At 31.4% G+C, this 24,984-nt stretch carries 14 protein-coding genes; 3 read left to right on the top strand and 11 right to left on the bottom strand.

The genetic code is table 11. The features are described from left to right. Window positions 1-35 precede the first annotated feature (35 nt). Together MHL31_RS14600 and hutI are read left to right on the top strand one after the other, a co-directional pair. Complete coding sequence (locus tag MHL31_RS14600) at window positions 36-2,048, top strand: urocanate hydratase (protein ID WP_240226687.1); 2,013 nt, start codon at window positions 36-38, stop codon at window positions 2,046-2,048. 341 nt (window positions 2,049-2,389) lie between these two features. Next, on the top strand, window positions 2,390-3,625 hold the full coding sequence (hutI, locus tag MHL31_RS14595; protein ID WP_240226686.1) for an imidazolonepropionase: 1,236 nt from the start codon (window positions 2,390-2,392) through the stop codon (window positions 3,623-3,625). A 235-nt stretch (window positions 3,626-3,860) separates the two neighbouring features. Here hutI and glmM read toward each other — a convergent pair whose 3' ends face one another. The 5 genes from glmM to MHL31_RS14570 all read right to left on the bottom strand — a co-directional run bounded on the left by glmM (window position 3,861) and on the right by MHL31_RS14570 (window position 10,614). Beyond that, complete coding sequence (gene glmM, locus MHL31_RS14590) at window positions 3,861-5,243, bottom strand: phosphoglucosamine mutase (RefSeq protein WP_240226685.1); 1,383 nt, start codon at window positions 5,241-5,243, stop codon at window positions 3,861-3,863. Between the two features lie 16 nt (window positions 5,244-5,259). Next, a complete protein-coding gene (gene nagB / locus MHL31_RS14585) occupies window positions 5,260-7,188 on the bottom strand; it encodes a glucosamine-6-phosphate deaminase (RefSeq protein WP_240226684.1) in 1,929 nt (642 codons plus the stop codon). Window positions 7,189-7,218: 30 nt separating this feature from the next. Then, window positions 7,219-8,532, bottom strand: a complete 1,314-nt coding sequence (locus MHL31_RS14580) for a sugar MFS transporter (RefSeq protein WP_240226683.1) — start codon at window positions 8,530-8,532, stop codon at window positions 7,219-7,221. A 24-nt stretch (window positions 8,533-8,556) separates the two neighbouring features. Beyond that, the gene (locus tag MHL31_RS14575) at window positions 8,557-9,630 is read right to left on the bottom strand and encodes a phosphotransferase enzyme family protein (RefSeq protein ID WP_240226682.1); all 1,074 of its coding nucleotides are present in this window, start codon (window positions 9,628-9,630) and stop codon (window positions 8,557-8,559) included. 69 nt (window positions 9,631-9,699) lie between these two features. Beyond that, window positions 9,700-10,614: a sugar phosphate nucleotidyltransferase gene (locus MHL31_RS14570; protein WP_240226681.1), complete on the bottom strand. Its 915-nt coding sequence runs from the start codon at window positions 10,612-10,614 to the stop codon at window positions 9,700-9,702. 177 nt (window positions 10,615-10,791) lie between these two features. Here MHL31_RS14570 and MHL31_RS14565 point away from each other — a divergent pair, with 177 nt between their 5' ends. Continuing rightward, complete coding sequence (locus tag MHL31_RS14565; RefSeq protein WP_240226680.1) at window positions 10,792-11,835, top strand: substrate-binding domain-containing protein; 1,044 nt, start codon at window positions 10,792-10,794, stop codon at window positions 11,833-11,835. A gap of 93 nt (window positions 11,836-11,928) precedes the next feature. Here MHL31_RS14565 and MHL31_RS14560 read toward each other — a convergent pair whose 3' ends face one another. The 6 genes from MHL31_RS14560 to MHL31_RS14535 form a co-directional block, all read right to left on the bottom strand. Next, complete coding sequence (locus MHL31_RS14560) at window positions 11,929-13,782, bottom strand: DUF3472 domain-containing protein (protein ID WP_240226679.1); 1,854 nt, start codon at window positions 13,780-13,782, stop codon at window positions 11,929-11,931. 63 nt (window positions 13,783-13,845) lie between these two features. Beyond that, window positions 13,846-15,174 (bottom strand): DUF3472 domain-containing protein, encoded by a 1,329-nt coding sequence (locus MHL31_RS14555; RefSeq protein WP_240226678.1) that lies wholly within the window; start codon window positions 15,172-15,174, stop codon window positions 13,846-13,848. An 85-nt stretch (window positions 15,175-15,259) separates the two neighbouring features. Next, window positions 15,260-16,588, bottom strand: coding sequence for a hypothetical protein (locus MHL31_RS14550; RefSeq protein WP_240226677.1), 1,329 nt, complete (start codon window positions 16,586-16,588; stop codon window positions 15,260-15,262). 17 nt (window positions 16,589-16,605) lie between these two features. Further along, entirely contained in the window at window positions 16,606-19,008 is a 2,403-nt protein-coding gene (locus MHL31_RS14545) for a PKD domain-containing protein (RefSeq protein WP_240226676.1), read from the bottom strand. Next, window positions 19,005-23,036 (bottom strand): discoidin domain-containing protein, encoded by a 4,032-nt coding sequence (locus MHL31_RS14540; RefSeq protein WP_240226675.1) that lies wholly within the window; start codon window positions 23,034-23,036, stop codon window positions 19,005-19,007. The genes MHL31_RS14545 and MHL31_RS14540 overlap by 4 nt, the downstream gene beginning before the upstream one ends. 82 nt (window positions 23,037-23,118) lie before the next feature. Next, window positions 23,119-24,972: a DUF4998 domain-containing protein gene (locus MHL31_RS14535; RefSeq protein WP_240226674.1), complete on the bottom strand. Its 1,854-nt coding sequence runs from the start codon at window positions 24,970-24,972 to the stop codon at window positions 23,119-23,121. Window positions 24,973-24,984 lie beyond the last annotated feature (12 nt).

Below are 24,984 nucleotides of genomic sequence, written 5' to 3'. Positions count from 1 at the left end.
AATTTAGAACCTATAAGGCAATTAAAACGTATAATATGACAACTACAAATACCGAGTTCCAATCAGAAATCTTACAAGGAATCCCATCTGAATTGCCAGAAAAAAAACCTTACCCAAAACATGGGAATCCTGCTCCAAAACGAAAAGACATTCTTTCTATTGAAGAAAAAAAATTAGCAATTAAAAATGCATTGCGCTATTTTCCAAAAAAATGGCACAACATATTGGCAGTAGAATTTGCTGAAGAATTAAAAACATTTGGTCGTATTTATATGCATCGTTTTAAACCAGGTTACAAAATGTATGCGCGACCAATTTCAGAATATCCTGCAAAATCGCAACAAGCTGCAGGTATTATGTTAATGATTCAAAATAATTTAAATCCAGTAGTAGCACAACACCCTAATGAATTAATTACCTATGGTGGAAATGGTGCTGTTTTTCAAAATTGGGCGCAATACCTTCTTACAATGCAGTATTTAGCCACAATGACTGATACACAAACATTAAACATGTATTCTGGTCATCCAATGGGCTTATTTCCTTCTTCAACAGAATCCCCAAGAGTAGTAGTTACTAATGGAATGATGGTTTCAAACCACTCAAAACAAGACGATTGGGAAAAATACAATGCACTAGGTGTTACGCAATACGGACAAATGACAGCAGGTTCGTTTATGTATATAGGCCCTCAAGGAATTGTACACGGAACCACAATTACCTTAATGAATGCCTTTAGAAAAATATTAAAGACAAATGAAACTCCTTCCGGAAAAATATTTTTAACCTCTGGTTTAGGAGGAATGAGTGGCGCACAACCAAAAGCGGGAAATATTGCAGGTTGTATAAGCGTTTGTGCTGAAGTAAATGCAAATGCAGCTATAAAAAGACACGAACAAGGTTGGGTAGATGTATTGATTGATGACCTAAATAAATTGGTTGTTCGGGTAAAAGAAGCTCAAGAGAAACAAGAAATTATTTCAATTGCCTTTATTGGAAATATTGTTGACGTTTGGGAACGTTTTGATACTGAAAACCTATATATTCATGTTGGATCCGACCAAACTTCATTACACAATCCTTGGTCTGGAGGTTATTACCCGGTTGGATTAACTTATGAAGAAAGCAATGAGCTAATTAAAAATAATCCAGAAAAATTTAAAAAGTATGTACAACAATCGTTGGTTCGTCAAACAGATGCAATTAACAAACATACTGCAAAAGGTACTTATTTTTTCGATTATGGAAATGCTTTTTTATTAGAAGCATCCCGTGCCGGAGCAAATATATTTGCAGAAAATAATATCGATTTTAAATACCCTTCTTATGTACAAGATATTTTAGGACCTATGTGTTTTGATTATGGTTTCGGACCTTTTAGATGGGTGTGCACTTCAGGAAAATCAGAAGATTTAGATAAAACAGACGCTATTGCTATGCGTATTTTATCTGAAATCATGAAAAATTCTCCAAAGGAAATTCAATTACAAATGCAAGACAATATTACCTGGATTAAAAATGCGAAAACCAATAAATTAGTAGTTGGTTCTCAAGCCAGAATTTTATATGCCGATGCCGAAGGAAGAGCTAAAATTGCTGAAGCCTTTAACAATGCAATAGCAAATGGCGAAATTGGTGCTGTTGTTTTAGGAAGAGATCATCATGATGTAAGCGGTACAGACTCGCCATATAGAGAAACCAGTAATATATACGATGGTAGTAAATTTACCGCTGATATGGCAATTCAAAATGTAATTGGAGACAGCTTTAGAGGCGCTACTTGGGTTTCAATCCACAACGGTGGTGGTGTAGGCTGGGGAGAAGTTATAAATGGTGGTTTTGGAATGTTGCTAGACGGAACAAAAGAAGCAGAAAAAAAACTAAAAAACATGTTATTTTATGATGTAAATAACGGTATTGCACGCAGAAGCTGGGCACGAAATGAAGAAGCCTTATTTGCTATAAAACGTGAAATGAAACGAAGACCAGAATTAAAAGTAACAATACCAAATATAGTTGAAGACAACATTTTGAGAGATTTATTTTAGTGTAATTATTGTTGAATTATTTAACTCAACTGTCATATCTGCACAGGCAGGTATCCATTTTCACAGGAATGACAAAATAATAAACGCACTCGTTACAAGCTAGCGCTAAACAACACAAACCTAACAGGTTTAAAACATATAGAATCAAATATAATTAACACTCTTAAACAAAAAAATACATTAGAGGTTAATTTTTAATATAAATTATCATTCTTATGCAGATAGACATCCACTTTTACAGGGATGGATTTCTATTTTTAAAGGAATGAAAAAATGAACATTATAAACACAAACCTAACAGGTTTCTAAAACCTGTTAGGTTTAGACCAAAAATTAATTTAATGCGTACCTTATTCAAAAACATAAAAGAGTTAATACAAGTTAGAGATAATTCAGTTTCATTTTTATCTGGAACTGAAATGAAAGAATTACCAACCATTACAAATGCTTTTTTATTGGTTGAAAATGGCATTATTTCCAACTATGGCAAAATGATAGATTGTCCAACTATTTCGGTTGATAAAACAATTGATGCCACTGGAAAAATGATATTGCCATCTTGGTGCGATTCGCATACTCATATTGTTTATGCTGGAAATAGAGAAGGAGAATTTGTTGATAGAATACACGGATTATCTTATGAAGAAATTGCGAATAAAGGAGGTGGAATTTTAAATTCGTCAAAAAAATTACAAGAAATTTCAGAAGAAGCATTATACCAACAAAGTAAGATTCGTTTAGAAGAAGTGATTAAATTAGGCACTGGAGCCATTGAAATTAAATCGGGTTACGGCTTAACAGCTGAAGCAGAATTAAAAATGTTACGTGTAATAAAGCGTTTTAAAGAACACTATCCAATCCCTATAAAAGCAACCTTTTTAGGTGCACACGCAGTTCCAGATACTTACAAGACTAAGAAACAAGCATATTTACAAATGCTAGTTGATGAAATACTTCCAACAATTGCAAAAGAAAAACTAGCTGATTATATAGATATTTTCTGTGAAACTGGCTACTTTTCAGTTAAAGATACTGCATTTATACTTGAAGCGGGAAAACAATATGGACTTATTCCAAAAATTCATGTAAATCAATTTAATGCCATTGGAGGTATTAAAACTGGTGTAAATTACAATGCATTATCTGTAGATCATTTAGAAATAATGCACAATGATGATATAGAAATTTTAAAAAATACCCAAACAATGCCTGTAGCTTTACCAAGTTGTTCTTATTTTTTAAGTATTCCCTACACGCCTGCACGAAAAATGATAGATGCAGGCTTACCAATAGCCTTGGCATCCGATTACAATCCTGGTTCAACACCTTCTGGAAATATGAATTTTGTAGTATCTACCGCCTGTATTAAAATGAAAATGACTCCAGAAGAAGCAATAAACGCAGCAACAATTAATGGCGCTTATGCAATGGGATTAGAAAAAGAGGTAGGGTCAATTACTGTAGGTAAAAAAGCTAATTTAATACTTACAAAACCTATTAATTCATATGGATTTATACCATATTCTTTTGGAAATCATCAAATTGAAAAAATATATTTAAATGGAAAGTCTTGGTAGTTAACACTTTTTAAGGTTAATTTTAATTTAATCTACGCTTTTTAATCTTATAAATATATTTAGTAAGAGCTGTTATATTGTTGGTAAAAACACCAACAATGGCAAAATTATCGTTTGATTACTAGTATCTATGGAAATATCAATAATTGACAAAAAAATTCCCCTCATCTTCCAGCGGAAGATTAGGGGAATCTAAACAACTATTATTAAATTTTAATATTTAAAATCTTACCTTTTAAATTATTTCTTTAATTTCATCAATAATACGTACAGCTAAATTATCGGCTTTACTTTGAGAAGTACTTTCAGTATAAATTCTAATAATTGGTTCTGTATTAGATTTTCTTAAATGCACCCATTCTGAAGCAAAATTAATTTTAACACCATCTATAGTACTAATATCCTCATTTTTATATTTTGAAGCCATTTTTTCTAAAATAGCATCGACATTAATTTCAGGAGTTAATTGAATTTTATTTTTACTCATAAAATAGTTTGGATAACTATCACGTAATTGCTTACAAGAAATCTTTAAACTTGCTAAATGCGATAAAAATAAGGCTACTCCAACCAGTGAATCTCTACCATAGTGCGATTCTGGATAAATAATACCTCCGTTACCTTCACCTCCAATTATAGCATTTGAAGCTTTCATTAATGTTACAACATTTACCTCTCCAACTGCACTTGCTTGGTATGTTCCTCCATGTTTTTCTGTAATATCTCTTAAAGCTCTTGAAGAAGATAAGTTAGAAACTGTATTTCCTTTTGTTTTTCCGAGCACATAATCTGCACAAGCAACCAATGTGTATTCTTCACCAAACATAGAACCGTCTTCACAAACTAAAGCTAACCTATCTACATCTGGATCAACCACAATACCTAAATCTGCTTTTTCTTTAACCACCAATTCTGAAATAGCTGTTAAATGTTCTTTTAAAGGCTCTGGATTGTGAGGAAACTGTCCGTTTGGAGTACAATATAATTCTACACAATCAACTCCAAGCTCTTTTAACAGTGCAGGAATTGCGATTCCTCCTGTTGAGTTTACAGCATCAACAACTACTTTAAAATTAGCCTCTTTAATAGCTTCAACAGCAACCAAAGGTAAATTTAAAACTTCCGAAATATGTTTTTCAATATATTTTTGATTTTCTTCATAGTTTCCTAAATCATCTACTTCAGCAAACAAATAAGCGTCGTTTTCAGCAATATTTAGTACTTTTTCACCTTCTACTGCATTTAAAAACTCTCCTTTTTCGTTTAATAATTTAAGAGCATTCCATTGTTTTGGATTATGACTTGCAGTAATTATAATACCTCCATCAGCATTTTCTAAAGGAACGGCTATTTCAACTGTAGGTGTAGTAGACAAACCTACGTCTACAACATCAATTCCTAAACCAACTAATGTATTACAAACCAAACTACTCACCATTTTACCAGAAATTCTGGCATCTCTACCTACAACTACTTTTAACTTCTTTTTTCCTGTATTATTTAGAAGCCACATACCATAAGCAGCGGCAAATTTTACAGCATCTATTGGGGTTAAGTTATTATTAACTTCACCTCCAATAGTACCTCGTATTCCTGAAATTGATTTTATTAATGACATTTATTTTATTTTTCAATTAAAATCTCCAACGCACAAAAGCTTCCATAGCAGCATATCTTGCCATACCTAACTCGTGGTACAAATCGGCTGTTTCTTCATTTCTATCTTCTGCTCGCTGCCAAAATTCTCTAGCATCTACCCCTTGAAATACAACGCCATCTTTTTGAGATTGGTGTTTAAAAATACCATGTCTTTTTTCTAAAACTTGATCTGGGCTCATTGGAACTGCCATTTCAATTTCATCAATTCCCCATTCTTGCCAAGCACCACGGTATAACCAAACCCAACAATCTTTCATAAATTTCTTAGATTTTAGATTTTTTACCGCAGCAAAAATTGCATCTAAACATACTTTATGAGTTCCATGTGGATCTGCTAAATCTCCAGCAGCATAAAGTTGATGAGGTTTTACTTTTTCGATTAATTCCATAGTTAACTTAACATCTTCTTCTCCTAGTGGATGTTTTTCAATAGTACCTGTTTCATAGAAAGGCAATTCCATAAAGTGAATTTGATCATCTGGCAATCCAATATAATGTGCAGTTGCTCTTGCTTCTCCTTTACGAATAATTCCTTTTATATATCTAACTTCAGGAATATCTACTTCACTATTTTTTTTATTTTTTAAAAAATTAACAGCCTTTTTATAAATAGCAGCTGCTTCATCACTTTTAATACCAAATTTCTCGTTATAATCACATACAAAACTTGCATACCTTAATGCCTCACTATCTGTTACAGCAATATTTCCAGAAGTTTGATAAGCAACGTGCACTTCATGTCCTTGATTTTGTAACCTAATAAAGGTTCCTCCCATACTAATAATATCATCATCTGGGTGTGGACTAAAAATTAAGATTCTTTTTTTAGCTGGTTCAGCTCTTTCTGGTCTTTTACTATCGTCTGAGTTTGGTTTTCCACCTGGCCAACCAGTAATTGTATTTTGTAAATCGTTAAATATTTTGATATTGATATCGTAAGCTGGACCTAAATCTGCTAATAAATCACTCAATCCATTTTCAATATAGTCTGTATCTGTTAACATTAATATTGGTTTTGAAACTTTTTGAGCCAATCCTAATACCGCTTTACGAATAACTTTATCTGTCCAAACTATTTTTTCTACCAACCAAGGTGTGTTTACTCTGGTTAGTTTTGAAGAAGCTTCTCCATCTAGAACAATTGTTGCGTTGTTATGTTCTTGTAAAAAAGATGCTGGTACACGGTTTGTTACCTGTCCTTCAACTGCTTCTCTAATTATATTAGATTTTCCTTCACCCCAAGCAAATAAAATTACGCGTTTTGCTTCCATAATTTTTTTAACACCAAGTGTTATTGCTGTTCTAGGAGTATTGCTTAAACCAAAAAAATCTTTACTAGCAGCTACTCTTGTTATATGGTCTAGGGCTACTAAACGTGTTTTAGAATTTTGTAAAGATCCAGATTCGTTAAAACCTATATGACCATTTCCTCCAATTCCTAAAATTTGTAAATCAATACCTCCATAGGCTTCAATTTTAGCTTCATAGGCAGCACAATAGTCTGCAATTTCATTCTTTTCTAATGTTCCCTCTGGAATATTGTAATTTTCTGGAAGAATATCTACATGATTAAATAATTGCTCTTTCATAAAACGAACATAACTATTTACGGAGTCTGGCTCCATAGGATAGTATTCATCTAAATTAAAAGTAATTACATTTTTAAAACTTAATCCTTCTTCTTTATGTAACCTTACTAATTCTGCATATAAACCTTTAGGTGAAGACCCTGTTGCTAAACCTAAGATACAAGGTTGTTTTTGAGCTTGTTTCACTCTAATTAAATCTGCAATTTCAAGTGCAACAGCATTAGAAGCTACTATAGAATTATCAAAAATTTTAGTTTCAATATTCTCAAACCTTTTTTCAAAATCTGTTGATTTATCAATATTACTTTTTAACATTTCTTTATTTTTTTAGTGTTTTTTTTAATCTTATTTCTTTTTCATTCCCAATTTATGTCCAGATAAGGCAAAGTATAATATTAAGGCATAGCAAGGTATTAATATCCAATAGCTACTTGTTGCTGCTGTTGCTAATGCTTCTGCTTCGTTTATACCACTTGTTATTAACTCGTGCTTATTAGCATCTACCAATCTACCGTATAATGGAGGTATAATTGCTCCCCCAGAAATTGCCATAACCAATAATGCAGATGCTGTTTTGGTATATTTTCCTAATCCTTCTAATGTTAAAGGCCAAACTGCTGGCCATACCAATGCATTTGCAATACCTAATGCTGCAACAAATAAAATAGATGTAAATCCTGTTGTAAATAAAATACAAACACTAAATATTATACCTAAAGTTGCACTTATTTTTAATGCAGTACCTTGATTTAAATATTTTGGAATTAAAAATACACCTAATGCGTATGTTCCAACCATTGCCATTAAAGTATAAGTTGTAAAGAATTTAGCTTCTTCACCGGTAAACCCTAAAGAAATTCCATAAGAAATAATGGTATCTCCAGCAATTACCTCAGCACCAACATAAACGAATAATGTTAATACACCTAGCCATAAATGTGGAAATTGAAAGATACTTGTTTTAGTTGTTTCTCCAGATTCATCCTCCTCTATTGGAGATGCTTCTACATGAGGTAATGGAGCTTTTCTAATTAAAATACCCAATACAAATAGTACTATAGCCATTATTAAATAAGGCATAAAAACACTATCTGCCATAGTATCTAATAAGTGTGTTTTTTCTTCTAAAGAAGCCGTACTTAATTTTTCTTTTACTTCATCTATTCCTGCTAATAAAATAGCTCCAAAGATTAGTGAACCTAAAGCTCCTGCTGTTTTATTTGCAATTCCCATAATGGCAATTCTTTTTGCACCACTTTCAATAGGCCCTAAAATTGTAATGTATGGATTTGAAGCTGTTTGTAAGATTGTCATACCAACCCCTTGAATAAAAATACCTGCCAAGAAAACCCAATAGGTTCTTGCTTCTGCCGCAGGAATAAAAACCAAGGCTCCAATTGCCATAATAAATAAACCTAAAGACATTCCTTTTCTATAGCCAACTTTTTCTAAAATATAAGAAGCTGGTAAAGCCATTACTACAAAAGAGATATAGGATGCAGAGGCCACAAGATAAGATTGTGCGTCGGTTAATTCGTTAATGGTTTTCATAAAAGGAATTAATGCGCCATTAATCCAAGTTACAAATCCGAAAATAAAAAATAGTCCTGCAATAATAAGTATCGGGACTAATGTGCTGTTCTTGCTTGATTGTGTCATATAGTTATTTTTTGTTTTTATTATTTAGTTGCTATAAACATCCATTTTTTGAGTCATACTTTCAATTAATTTAAATTGATTTTTTGCTCTATCTAAATTATGTTCTGGATATTTGGTTTTAAAATAAACATCTCCGTTTAAATAATCTGTTAAAAATCGAAGTGCTATTATAAAAATCATTGTTTTGGCTCCAAGTGGTAAATATTTTAATTCTGTTGGTGTTAATACAGACTCAACTTGCTCTAAAAATCCTTTTGTATACGCCTTATAATATTCTAAATTAAAATTTACTTTTTCTAAATCTGTTTCATCTTCGGCCGCAGAATTACAAATAGTTCTAATTGCATCACCAAAATCGTAATGCACAACACCAGGCATTACTGTATCTGTATCAATAACACATAACCCTTTATTATTTGTATCAAAAAGCACATTAGATATTTTAGTATCGTTATGTGTAACTCTTAATTTAATCTCTCCAGATTCTTTTAATTTTTGAATAATATGCATCTCTTCTTTTAAGCTCCAAACAAGATCTATATATTTTTCAGCTTTTTCCAACCTTTCTTCTGAAGCTACTTTTAGAGCATCTTCAAACTGAGAAAAACGGAATGGCATATCGTGAAATTTTGGAATTACTTCAGATAGTTTACTCGCGTCAAAATCGCTTGTTAAGTTTAAAAAACCTCCTATTAATTTTCCACCTTCATAGGCCACATCGGCATTAGGTACAGTTTCAAATGTAATACTATTATCTATATACACCATTAAATTCCAATAATTACCTTCTGCATCTATATAATAGTAATCGCCATTTTTAGTTTCTACAAACGATAGTACTTTTCTATTTAATTCGTATTTTGGAAGGTATGCTAATTTATTTTGCAAATGCTTACTCACATTTACTTTATTGAAAATTAAACCAGGAACATTTTTAAAAACACCATGGTTTATTCTTTGAAGCACATAATTAATTCCAGCTGAAGTTTTAACTAAATACGTGTCGTTTATATGACCAGATGCTAATTCTGAATGCGATAAAAATTTTGAATTATGATTGAATTGATTAAAAGCTTCTTGTAAGTGTTCTAGTTTCATCTATATTATTATTTAGCGGTACATTTTTTTATGTATTGATAATTACCTTTTTTGTATACAGGTTTTATATTACCAAAGTTTTGCTGGATAACTTTTATTCTTTTGTAAAAGCTCAATTTCTTTTTGAACTATTTCTTTATCCTCTTTATAAGTAACTCCAAACCATTTAGCATCCGATTTTAATACTTCAACAGTTGCTTTACCAGATTTTAAGATTTCATTTACAATTAATGGAATAAAGAATTCTGCTTTTAAGTTCCCTTTATTTTCTTCTAAAAATTCTTTAAAAAGAGTTATTCCAAACTCAAAACATTTAGGTGTAAATCCCCAAAAATTCATAGAAACCACTGCTTCTCCATCTATTGGAACAAATACACCATTTTCATCTTTTCTTATAAGGTGGTTATTCACTTTTTCTATATGAAGTCTTTCATTTATTTCTGTTAAAAAACCATTTTCATCAACCTCACATTCACCTCTAGAAACAAAACCGTGCTCTGAAACAGTATTTTTTAACAAATATCCCATCATATTAAAATTATATGAATTAGGATCTATTTTAACCAACTCTTGCGCCATTATTTTAAAGGCTTCCTTTCCATAAAAATCATCTGCATTAATAATTGCAAAATTTTCTTTTACAACATCTTTAGTCATTAAAAGTGCATGACCTGTACCCCAAGGTTTGGTTCTTTCGGGATTCTGATATTGTTCGGGAACATCATCAATTTCTTGAAAAACATAAACAACTTCAGCTTTTCCTTCCAACTTTTTATCAAAAATTGCTTTAAACTCTTTTTCAAAACTTTTTCTAATAATAAACACAAATTTACCGAATCCGGCTTGTAATGCATCATAAATAGAAAAGTCTATAATAGTTGCACCTTCAGGAGTAAAAGTATCAAGCTGTTTTAGCCCTCCATAACGGCTTCCCATACCTGCTGCTAAAATCACTAAAGTTGGCTTTAAATTACTTGCTTTCAATATATTATATTTTTAAAATTTTAAATTATATTACTATTTTCAGTAAAATATTATGCTAATTTATAAATGTATTTTGAATTATCAAAGGAAAATCATCAATAATGTGTTCGAACACATTGTTTTTGTGTTATCGAACACATTATTAGTTCTGTGTCATAAATTTTATATATTTGTAGTATGAAAAAATATACGATTAAAGATATTGCTCAACTTGCAGGTGTTTCTAAAGGGACTGTTGATAGAGTTTTACATAAGCGTGGAAAAGTTTCTGAAATTGCTTTAGAAAAAGTAACAAAAATTTTAAATGAAATTGATTACAGACCAAATCCAATTGCTAAAAATTTAAAAAATAATAAAATATATAAATTAGCTGTAATTTTGCCAGATGCACAAAAAGACTCTTACTGGCAGCCTTGTACAGGAGCAATAAAAGAAGTAGAAAACGAGTTTCAGCATTTCGGTATTGAAATTAAAAAGTATGTTTTTGACGCAACAGAAACAAATACATTTATTGAAACTTCATTAGAAGTTATAGATACCCAACCAGATGCTATTTTAATGGTGCCATTATTTCAAAAAGAAGCATCAAAAATTGTTGCAAAATGCACTGAAAATAACATAAAAGTATCTACATTTAATAACTTTATTGATTCAAATTATTCGAATAATTTTATTGGTCAAGATTTATATCAAAGCGGAAGGGTAGCTGCAAAATTAATGGATATGTTGCTAAAAAAAGGCACTATTGGAATTATACATATAGATGAAGATTACCAAAATGCAACGCATTTACAAGAAAAAGAAAAAGGGTTTAGAAGTTATTTTAAATCGTTAAAAAATTCAAATTACAAGATTACCACTGTTAATTTGAATTATAAAAAATCAGAGGTTTTTAATACATCAATACAAGAATTTTTAGAAAAAAACCCAACAATAAATGGTGTTTTTGTAACAATCTCTAAATCTTATGTAGTTGTTGAAGCTCTAAAAGAAAAAGCAAACACTATTGCTATTGTTGGTTACGATCTTGTTAAAAAAAATATTGATTATTTAAAACAAGGACAAATTGATTTTTTAATCCACCAAAACCCTAAACAACAAGTATATTTAGGCCTAAGCTATTTAGTTGAGCATTTTTTATTTGACAAACAAATTCCATCGCAACTTTTATTGCCTTTAGATATTATTAATTCTGAAAATATTGAAGGTTATTTAACCTAGTAAATAAATAATATATATTTCTAATAAAAACATAAAAAAGCCTTTACACAATAAAAGTGTAAAGGCTTTAGCATTAATTCAAATAAATATATTTTAATCAAAAATATATGCTTTTATTTCAGCCATAGCTGCATTTTCTGTTCCATCATGTGAAGATTTTGCAATAAACTTAAAGTACCTAAATGCTTTAGTATTGTTTACATTAATATTTTGTGTAACTATAGTTTTATCAATTGAAAAATCTCCTAAACTTTCCCAAGTTAAATTATCAGTACTCACCTGAATTTCAATATCTTTTACAGTTCTTGATAGAGATTGCCTTTGAACAAAACCAAAACCATCTACTGACTTTAACATTCCCATATCAACAATTATATAATGAGGTGATGTTGCTGTACAATCACCAACCCAACAAGAGTGCCAGTATGTAGTAATATCACCATCAATAATATCTTTAGCTAAACCTGTAGTTCCCTCTCCTCCATTATCTTCTTGTGAGCTATATTCAATTACAGACCAAGATGCGCTATCTAAATATGTATAAGAAGCTTCAACTGGCAACTCAGGCACTTCTAAAGCTGAAAAATCTATAATAGGAGTAACACCTTCTGATGGTCTAATAAATTGCGTATTTGCTTTTTTATTATCACTAAAAAAACCACAATTTCTTAAATAAAAAGAATCTCCTTCTGAACCTCCATCATAATCGAAGCGAACTCCACTAGCACCAGTATTATCTATTGTAAATTTGGCTGAAGTAGCTTCACTCCAATTCCCTTCAGTATCATACATCCATTGGTTTGAATAGTTCGCTTTTCTAGTTAAACTTCCAGTTTTAGTTTCAAAATTTTCTAAAAACGAATGCAACCCTGTTAAATGTGCACCTGTAGGAAATGGTCTTCTAAAACTTGCTATTAATTTCCAATCTCCAATTTCAGGTGCGTAAAAGTATGCCGTATAATCAATAGAATTCTCTGCATTAGATTCTCCTTTTAATAAAAATTTATACGTTACATCTGGTTTCCAATCGTACACAAAATAACTTTGTGCTCCAGAACCTTCATTTCCAAATTCACCTACAGTAACTCCTTCACCATAACCCAATGGTAAAACTGTATATTCTTTTGGTATTTGACTTGGATCTTGCGTATCGTAAGCACTCCATACCGAAAATAAAATTCGTCTTTCAGTTTCTGAATTTACTTGCATCCCAAAATAACCTGAAGAAAATCCATTTGCCATAAAATAGGAACCTATAGGATCACTACCCTCTGGTACAGTTATTTCATTATAAAACCAAGTAATATCTTTACCTGCTGGTTCATCAAATTTTAAATGAACAGACGGACCTCTTCTTCCCCAATAAAACCAATCTGCTTCTACATAATCAATATGTGAAGTCCAAACAGTATCACCTAATATAATATCTGAAATTTCTCCAAATGTATTTCCTGTTTTAGAAACACCCTCTAATTCTACATAATGGTACCCTATTTCTGTAATATTAAAAGTGGCAATCACATGTTTAATAGTAGTACTTGAAGCTTCAAAAGATATTTCTTTAGAAACATTACCCAGTGTTACTTTTAGTTTAGTGGTTCCTGTAAATTTAGCATTCAGCCCAACATCTATATCTCCTGTAGCTGTAGCATAAAAATAAGTTCTAATTTTATCAGTAGTATTTGACCAGTTTTTAATTCCTCCTTCTACCACCATATTCTTTGTAGCTGTTGGATTATCAACCACCCAACTATTTCCTTCACAGGGTATAAAAATTATTAAATCATCTGTAGTTGGACCCTCTGATTGTTCAGGTTCTTCTGTAACTGGAGGGGTTGGTTCTTCAATAATTGGACTATCTTGATTGTTTTTACTACAAGAAGTCACCAATATTACAACACTATATAAATAAACAATTATTAAAGATATGTCTAGATTTTTTTTCATTACAATAAGATTTTTTATTTACAAACTATACTCAATAATTAAACACTCTAAAATTTATAAAAACTATCGAGTGATTTTTATATTAGGTACTTCTAAAGTTGAAAAATCAATTGTTGGAGCAGCACCTCCTGAAGCTCTAGTAAACTTAGTATTTGGAACTTCATTATCACTAAAAAATCCGCAATTTCTTAAGTAAAAAGAATCCCCTTCTGAACCTCCATCATAATCGAACCGAACTCCACTTGCACCAGTATTATCTATTGTAAATTTAGCAGCAGTAGCTTCATTCCAATTACCTTCTGTATCACACATCCATTGGTTTGTATACTTAACACTTCTACTTTTATCTCCTGTAGAAGTTGAAAAGTTCTCTAAAAACGAATGCAATCTTGTTAAATGTGAACCTGTTGGGAATGGTCTTCTAAAACTTGCTATTAATTTCCAATCTCCAACCTCAGGTGCGTAAAAATATGCTGTATAATCTATGGAATTCTCTGCATTAGATTCTCCTTTTAGTAAAAATTTATACGTTACATTTGGTTTCCAATCGTACACAAAATAACTTTGCGCTCCAGAACCTTCATTACCAAACTCACCTACTGTAACACCATCTCCGTTACCAAGCGGTAAAACAGAGTATTCTTTTGGTATTTGTTTTGGGTCTTGCGTATCATAAGCACTCCATACAGAAAATAAAATGCGTCTTTCAGTTTCTGAATTTACCTGCATACCAAAGTACCCAGATGAAAATCCATTCGCCATAAAATAGGAACCAATAGGATCATTTCCTTCAGGAACGGTTAGTTCATTATAAAACCATTTAATATTTTTATCTACTGGTTTTTCAAAATTTAAATGCACAGAAGGTCCTCTTCTTCCCCAGTATGACCAATCTTTAGAAGCAAAACTTATTTTAGATTCCCAAGAAGCATCTCCTAATAAAATTTCAGAAATTTCTCCAAAAGTATCACCTGATTTTGAAACACCTTCTAATTCAACATAATAGTACCCTGGTTCTGTAATATTAAAAGTACCTATAGTATGTTTAATTGCGTTATCTGATGTTTCAAAATTAATTTCTTTAGAAGTCGAACCTAATGTTACTTTTAACTTGGTAGCTCCTGAAAACTTGGCTTTTATACCAACATTTATAGCTCCAGTAGCTGTAGTATAAAAATAAGTTCTAATTTTATCAGTAGTATTTCTCCAATTTTTAATTCCTCTTTTACCTATAACTAATCTTGTAGCTTTTGGGTTATTTACAACCCAACTATTTGCTTGTGTTGGTATTGCTATGCTAGTTTCTAAAGTTGAATTTGTATTTTTACATGCGTTACTAACTAGTAATAACAGACTTAACCCTAAGTTTAAAAAAATATGTTTAAATTTCATTTTTATTATTTTTGCTTTCTACTTTGTTTTTGCATTCTAATACTCTTAAATTATAATTACAGAAGGTTTTACTGCTTATTAAAATTTAATTGAAAGGGACTTTTACAATAACCGTGTCTCCTTTTCCGTTTATATCTGTTATACTTTGAATTGTCCATAAATCCATAAAATTATCTCCATCTATAACACTTCCGCTATAGTCTCCCCAAGAAACTCCATCTGTAAACCCTTTACCTTCTCCAAGACTTACAATTTTTCGAACTGTACCTTTTGGGTCACTTGCTTTTCTATACGTTAACCTTGGGCTAATAAACATAACATCACTTGTTTCTTGAAAACCAATAAGTACATCATTATTTTTATTTACCGCCAGTGTGGTTTGAATATAACTAGAGTTTTTACTACTAATTAATCCAGTTTGTACAATAGTTCCATCTGTTTTAACCTGATGCCATTGAACTGCAGAACGGCCTTGATAATTTATAGCTTGAGAAAACCAAATATCACCATTTTGAAATACTAAATTTTTAGGATTTCTATCTCCAGAAGATGTTTTTTGATCTGTTCCTTTTTGAGGTGATTGCGGTGGCCAACCAAAATATTTTAAACCGTGTGCAGTTTTACTAACTGTTTCACAAACTGGAGTGCCATCTTTACTTGTTACTACACGTCTTATAATAAAATCTGTTCTTGTAATTTGAAAAAAGTACAAATCTTCAATAGCATCTTGCATTGCTATTGGATGCCCTAAACTTCCAGGAAAATGAAAAACCGTTACTGGTTTCCCAGCAATTGCATCTTCCATATCTATAACAAAAGTGCGATCTTTTCCACCTGGAAAAGAATAACCAATCCATTTTTTACTGTAACCAATTCCACCTCCATCAACACCTTCTCTTGCAGGAACAGCATACGTATTCCAAGCTCCTGTTGGATCGCTTGTTTCTGAAATTGAAATATTTACTGGTTTTTTCTTTTCAGCATCCCAAGGATTCCATAAATCAAAACCAAAAACTTTATTATGTGCATCAAAAAACAATTTTGGATCTATTCCTTTATTAAAACAATTTTGTGAAACACCTTCAACAAAATTCCCTTTTTTATCATAAATAATTAGTCCGCTATTTGTACCATGTAATACGTAACCTCCACCAACAGCAATTTGTGGATCTACTTGTCGGTTTCCATCCATTGATCCATCAAACGCTAAATAACCTGATACCATTCTTGGATTTCCTCCTTGTTTTCTTTCCTTACATTCTACACCATTACTTGTGGTAAATGACGCTTTTCTAATGGGTTCTATCACCTCCGTTCTAGACGGTTTTAAAACAGTATTTATATTACTTTGGGCATTTATCAATGTCATACCAAAGCCAATTAGTAAAAAAGCAGTAGTTAAATATTTTTTCATTTTAATTGATTGGTTAGTTATTTTAAATATTTTATGAAGTTTTTTAAGGTTTGAGTGCTTGTTCCTCGTTTATCTGTTACTGTTAAAGTGACATTAAAACTGGTACCATTTGCTTTAGTATAAGTTATTTCAGGTCTTTCTAAGGTAGATGTCTCGGGGAAGCCTCCAGGAAAGTTCCATACATAGGTAGCATCTTTATCTGCTACAGAATAGTCTGCAAACTTAATTACTACATTTTCTTCATTAAAAGTAGATTTGTTTGCTGTAATATTAGCTTTAGGAGCCGTTTGTTCAAGTAAGTTAGTTTCCCAAAGTCCTCTAGAAGTTCCTAAACGCAATTTCCCTTTTGCATAATTAATAAACATAAAAGGAGTTTTCCCTGCTTGCATACCTGTACCAAACAACTCCCATTGTTGCATATTCTTTTTTCTATAATAAACACCAAAACCAGTACCTAGGTAAAGTATATCATCACTTCCTCGCTGATAAATTATTGAATATACCGGTTGGCTTGGTAACCCTTTTGAATAATCGCTCCAAGTTTCGCCTCCGTTTTTAGAATAAAAAACTTCTGCTTTTGTTCCTTTTTTTGAAGTAACCCATATATGTTCTGGATTTTTATCACTAACTGCTAAACGCCATAAATTAATGTCATTAATTAAAGAGCTCGGCGGACTAATTTCAGTCCATGTATTACCTTCATCAACAGATTTAATTACACGATTTGGTTCAACAACTGCATAAACATAATTTGAATTTGCAAAGCTAGTTTTTACAGAAACCACATTTTTCTTCTCTATTTCAAAGTTTTTTATAACCTGCCAACTTTTAGCATTATCAACCGACTTCGTTAATTTGTAGCTACGATTTCTATCTCCATAATCGCTTCCATAAATAGTGTAATATTGATGTGGATGGAACTCTAAATTATCTAAAGTTATATACCCAAGCTCAATACCTAATTCTTCCATCTTATGCCCCCTTATACCTGTTAAAGATCTTTCGACTCGCTCATGACCCCACGGATGATTGTACATAAATTGATCGTCTATTGGGTTTACATTTGCAGCCATTGCATCGGCACCGTTAACACCAATCCACCCCCCATAAATAACATCATCTCTATAACAAATTTGATTATGGTTTAAACCAACTGCCATAATATCGTTTTTAAAAGATTGGCTAAATCCCCAAAGCTCTTGAATTCCTAAGCCATCTGTTTTATCTTTTACAACGGTTGCACCACCATCTGAAGAGTAGTACACTCCTCCATCGTTTCCATTCCATATTTTATTTCCAATAATTGAAAGCCCGTGATGATCTCCATGAACACCTTTATGGGCATTATTAGATTTATAATAATCGTATTGTCTACCGGTTATTATGGTTCCTGTTGTATCATATCCCCAAGTGACTCCCCCATCTTTACTAACTTTTAATTTATTTGCTGCACAGGCTAAAAAATTCTCATCTGTTTCAGATACAGTAAAAGCAAAATTCCAGGTGAGTTGTGCCAAATGAGAAGTTTCATATAAAAAGTCTGTTGCCTCATTAGCATTTTCTAAAGGACTTGTTGTTTCTCCACAACATTTTTTTTCGAAAGAATCTCCAGCATTTGATGATTTAAAGAAAGATATTTTATCATTTTTACCACCTCCATTGTATCCAATTGCAACATAAACAACATTATTATTTGCTGGAGTTGTTCCCAATCTAGCTCTATGAGAATCTATGGTATAATCGGCAGGAAACCCATTATCTACTACTGAAAATGTTGCTCCACCATCTGTTGATTTTTTAAAATTGATCCACTTTGTAGTTGAGGATTCTTCTAGGATATAAACAACATCTGGATTGTTTGGTTTAACACGCATATCCCAAATTCTTTTAGATGTTTTATATACTTGCTTCCAAGAATTTCCTCCATTTTCAGATTTCAGCAGTTTATAAGTCCCTAACTCTTCGGTAGTAGCATATACAATACTGCTACTTTTATCTGAAAGATCTACCCATAATAAGTCTCCAAATTTTTCTGGTTTTACCTTTCTTAAATTTGTGTAACCCCAAGTTAAACCGCCGTCTTTAGATTTTACAACACCAACATCGGTACCTGCATACACTATTTTTGGGTTTTTTCGACTAAAAACAATTTCGTTTACCCATTCTACTTCTGGAACACCAACAGAAACTAACTTATAATCTTCCCCATTGTTTGCTGTATGCCATATTCCAGCTGTTGAAGCACCTATTAACACTGAGTTTGTATCTTCAGGATTTATTCTAATTGAACGAACTACGCCAGTTCCACCATTATCTTGCTTTGTATTCCATTTTAAAAATAGTTGAGACCAAGAATTGTTTGTTTGGGCGTTTATTAGGTTAAATAGTAATAAAAAAACAATTAAAATATTTTTTTTCATTCTTTAATAATTTTTATACTTGAATTTTTTGTAGCAGTTTTTACAGTTACTATGTATACTCCTGTTTTAAAATATCGACCATCAATTACAACATTACCATTGTTTACAGGTAAATATCTAGATTGTATCAATTTCCCAGAAGTATCAGAAACATTTACAGTCACCATTTTTAATGAAGAATCTCCAATATTTATCAATAAATAATCTGTAAACGGATTAGGGTAAGCAGTCATTTTTTCTGAAACTACAATTGATTTTTCAAAAACCCCTTGACATTCATTAGCGGTAGTTACAGATAATTTATTTACACCATTTATTAAATTAAGTGTAATTTCTGAAGCTTTAATTTTAGTAATAACTCCATTTAAATTAATATTATATTCATTTCCATTATCTAACTTTAACGAAATTGATTTTTCACCTGTATTAATTTTTGATTGAACTTTTAAATCTAAAGGTTCTGCAATTACAAGAGTACTACACCTATTAAAATTTGATTTAGAAATACCATCAACTGTAAAACATAAACTATAAATGCCTGATGACAGTTCGGTTATTTCTTTAGTATTTGTAAATTGATAATCGGTTGCTATACCATCTTTTGTTAAAGTTGCTGTATAGTTAAGTGCTTCAACTGCTGTAATAATAATTTTACCATTACTTTTACCTTTACAAGTTTCAGAAATTACTTGAACTTTAAAATTGTTTGCTGGCAATACAAATAAGCTACATCCTTTTTCATCTACAGAATCACCTAACGGTGTTTCTGGACATTCGTCTAATTCATCTAAAATACCATCATTATCATCGTCTTCATCACAGGCATCTCCAATACCATCATTATCAAAATCTGCTTGATCTTCATTATCAATTCCGGGACAATTATCATTTACACATCCTATTAAAGTAATTTCTGCAATAGAAGTCCATGCTCCATCATTTACTTCAGACAATGTTTTTATTCTTAAATACCTTCCTTTTACAGGTGTATCAAATTCAATTTTTTGTATGGTTGCAGTATTTTCAAAACTTCCTGTTTTTACAGGTTCTCCCCAATTATCTTTATCGTGACTAAAATACAATTCATACTCTTTAATTCTTCCATTAGCACTTGATTGTCTTGGTAAATATTTAAATTCACTGATCGTATAAGAATTTGCTAAATCTATTTGAATTTCATGTGGGTATGGGTCTGTTCCTGTACTCCATCGTGTATGCCAAATTGTATTTGGGTCATTATCAAAAGCCATTGTTGCCAATCCTGGATCATTTACTTCTTGGCTATCAGCATAAATTAAAGACCATTCATCTTTTGGTAATTCTCCGGGATTATTACAATCATAAATAGATGGACAAGTTGTTGCAGTTACCATCTTATCAATGGTTTTAGAATAAGCTACACCATTTTGACTTACCGTTAATGTAACTGAATATTCACCTGGATTGCCTAACACAACTTTCGGATTTCTACTAGTTACATCATTAATATAAGTTGGTTCCGGGCTTATTTCCCATTTCCAACTAGCCCCTTCGTGTTTTAAAATTGAATGATCATCAAAATATATTGTATCCGTCATACATTTGTTTTCTGGATTACCCACCCAAGGATTAATAATTGGCTTAAAATTTTGTTCTTGTAAAGGTGATTCCCAAACACCTCCACCACCTGCAAGCCTAATTTTTGCATCTCTAAAAAAAGGTAATGCAAGATTTACATTAAAATTACCTGGATAATTATTTATAAATAACTCCCATTTTGTACTAGATGCTTTCTTATAATATACTTTTGATTGATTTCCATTACGAGTGGTTGTAAATAAATATATCAAATCTTCACCCGTATTACTTGGCTGTATTACTAAACTCTTGGTGTATTCATCTAAATCACCTGTTAAATTTTCCCAAGTATCTCCTCCATCTGTAGATTTAAAAACAAGTCCTTTATTACCTGTCCACGCTCCATTTGAATAACAAGTATATACTGTATTTTCATCATATAATGAAATAGCAATATTTGTACGTCCATTCATTTTTGAACCTCCATTAGAATTATAACTTAAAGAAGGTTTTTGAACCCATGTATTACCTTGGTCTTCACTTTTATAGAAACCTCTATTTTTTATATCTGCATATAATACATTTGGATTAGAAAAACTCATTTGAACACAAAGAACTTCATCTGGAAAAGTATACAATGATTTAAAACTTTCTCCCATATCTGTGCTTTTCCAAAAGCTATTTCCTTCACCTAAAAACAGAATATTATAATAATTAGGATGATGAATTAAATTTCCTCTTTGCCCTCCATACTCTAACATATTTGGAAATTTTGAGTATTTAAACCTACCTTCTGGGCTTCCTTCAGCGGTTTTTGGTATAATCCAGCCATCTCCTAAATCATCAAAAACTACATGTCGGCTTTTACCATGAAGCACCCATCCTGTTGGAGACTCTCCTCCTCCCATTCTTAAAGCTTTACCATTGTAAAAATCAGTCATAGCGGTATTTCCATTATGGTATCTACCACCTACAACAATATCTTCATTCCAACCTTGATCAAATCCCCACATATCAGAACCTATCATTCCATTTATTATAGGTTGATAATTTGTTTCAAAAGCATCGTTAGAAAAACTAATTCCTCCATCAGTAGCAACATATACAGACTTCCCATCTGGCAACCAAACAATATCTTGAATATCTGGATGTATCTCAAACCTACCAAAATAACCTCCAATTGCATCAAAAGAAACTGCTCCATTTGTAGTTTTAAATAAGGTAGTTGTTCCAACAAAGACATGATTTTCATTAGTAGGAGAAATTTCTAAAACCAAATCAAAATAACCTTGTCCATTATCATACCGAAATGTATCGGTATTACAATCTATTACTTTAGTCCAAGCCCAAGTAGTATCTGTTAAAACTCCTTTGTATAAAAAAGGTGTATTATCACTACTTAACATAGTGACATACATTAAATTCGGGTTTGATGCTGTTACAGCCAATAAACCTCCACTACTATCTTTAATATTAGAAGGAAAAGTAGAGACAGGCTCAAAACTTTCACCAGCATCTAACGATTCTAATAGTTGAAAATTTGTATTGTTTTTTACAATTGCATAAATATGAGTTGAATTATTTGCTTTAAAATGAATATCGTACCCTTGTTTTGAAGATTTTTGAGTCCAGGTATTTCCAGCATCTAAAGAAAGAAAGATTCCTTTATCTGAAGATACTAATAATTTATTATGATTGGTTGGATCAATAATAATGTGATTTGCTGAAAAATAAGCTTCTTCTTGAAGCATTGTTTGCCAAGAATATCCTCCATCTATTGTTTTATGAATTTGTGAACCTCCTGAAACATATACAATACGTGGATCTGTTGGATGTATTGTAACTGCTTGTACGGATGAAAAAATATAGTCCTTCGCCATCATTTCCCAGTTTTCTCCACCATCAATAGACTTATTTACATAGCCTGTTTCAGTTCCACAATAAATAATATTTTTATCTTGTTTGTATACATCTAAAGCATATACATTTACTTGCCAAGGAGCAACAGGTTTTTCTGTTGCACTATTATCTTCATTTAACCAAAATGTATTTTTTGGCCCTAGAAATGTCCAATTTGAATTGGAATCATCATTTGTTTTTTTTGATAAATAACTTTTTTTATGCAGTATTTGTTTTAATTCATTTGTATTTGGAAGCACTATTGTTCCGTTTTCGTCTACATACTTTTCTACAACTCTACGCCACAATTTATAATAACGCGTAATCGGATTTTTCTGCTTTCCATATTTTTTAAAATGTTCTTGATACCCATCTTCAATTTCGTTAAAATTTACAGGGTATTGATATAATTTTTTTGCCCATTCAGGAAAAGATTCGTTATAAGCAGGTTTATAAATTGCATTATTTTCTGGAAGATTATCGTAAGGTGTAATATCTATTTGTCCGAAAGCAGTTAAAATATTCAAAAAAAATATTCCCAAGAAGATTAATTGTTGTAGCAAACTTTTCATAAAAAGCACTTTAAAGTATAAGGTTATTAATAAAAGAGGGCTGTTAAAACAACCCTCTTTTTAAGAAATTAATGTGAAAAATTTAATCTAAAGCTCCATATATATTAATTTCTGAAAGATGTGTAAAAGTATTTGAACCTTCAACTGCTAGATACTTTACATATCTTGCTTTTGTAATGGATGAAGCATATGCCATAAAACCATCATTAGTTGTTAATTGTGAGTTTAATGTAGCTACTTTAGTAAAAGTTACATTATCATTACTTACCCAAAATTCATGTACGGTTGCACCTCCTGAGTTATTACTTCTTCTAAAAACCTCAAATGCACCAATATTTTTTTCTTCTCCTAAATCAATTGTAAAATAATGAGGATAAACTGGCGATGCAGTTGACCAAGTAGTATGCCAAAAAGTTGTTGGATCTCCATCAATTACAGCAGTTGCATACCCATTTACAGGCCCTTCTCCACCTGCTTCTTCAGATGAAAAATCTACAATAGACCAGTCTTCATTATCTAAACTTTCAATTATATTTATTTCACTTAAATACGTGAAATTATTTGGACCTGATGCTGCAACATATTTTACGTATCTACCTGTAGCAATAACATCAGTATTAACTAGAGAACCATTATATGCATCTAAAGCGGAATTAAGTGTTGCTACTTTAGTAAAAGTCACATTATCACTACTCACCCAAAACTCATGTACAGCTGCTCCTCCAGTATAACCTTGTCTTGAAAATATTTCGAATCCAGAGATATTTTTCTCTGCTCCCATATCAATAGTAAAATAATGTGGATAAGATGAACCTGTTGAAGACCAATTTGAATGCCAAAAAGTATTTAAATCGCCATCAATAGCAGCTGTTGCATATCCATTTACAGGTCCTTCACCACCTGCTTCTTCGGTAGAGAAGTCAACAATTTCCCAATTCCCTTTACCTAAAGAAGGTGTTGGAGTGACTGTAAAATATTTTGATTTTGAATTACCATAAGGATCTGTAAGTGTAATTTCAATATCTTGAGTAGAACCTTTCATTCCATCAATTGTAAAACTATCTGTTAAGCTACTTGAAGTTACTGAACTAGCTACAGACACATCATCAACCATTTTTTGGAAAGTAAAATTCATTGTAATATTTTCTGAATTTTCCCAACTTGCAACAACTCCACCAACTATTGATTCAAAAGTAAACGTATCAAATATTGGATCAAATATTGCTGGTACTACATATGTTGACCAATCTGAAGGAAACTCATCTATTGATGTTTCGTTTCCATTTTCATCTGCTTGAGTTGGCACATAAAATGTTCTATAATTAATTGGTTTTGTAATATCTAAAAATTCTAATGTTAACTCAGATTCATCTGCGCTTAATGTTTTAACGTTAGTTTCACCATTAGCATTCGTATATTCAATTTCTGTTCCTCTTGTTAAAACAGTACTCGGTTTAAAGTCGAAAATTGCATTTCCTTCAACATCAAGTTGTACCGAATTAACAGCTCTAGCTTCTAAGTTTTCACGGAAAAATTCACCATAAACTGTTCCAAAAGTTGTAATTTTAATAGACTTATTACCTTCTGAATCTTTTGAATACACATCAAACTGATATGATTGTTCTTCAAGATTTTCTACTATTAATTCTACAAAATCGGTTTCACTAGATTCTGATTTTGAGTAAGGAAAAGTTTGGCTATCTTCTCCATCATTCCAATACACTACTATTTCATTAACAGAAAATCCGTTAGTTATATATCCAATTATTTTTAATCTTTCATTACCTGAAAGTGTTTCTAAAGAGTCTACTTTAGATGTATAGATAATTTCACCATCTTGTAAATACTTTTCGTGTACTTCAAATGTATCAGTACATGAAATAAATATTAAAAAGACAGCAATAATTAATGGTACTATATATTTTATTTTTCTCATAATTATGTTTCT

Source organism: Lutibacter sp. A80 (assembly GCF_022429645.1).
Lineage (GTDB): Bacteria > Bacteroidota > Bacteroidia > Flavobacteriales > Flavobacteriaceae > Lutibacter.
The sequence above is the reverse complement of the archived record's forward strand: the minus strand, read 5'-3'. Positions and strand labels throughout refer to the sequence as shown.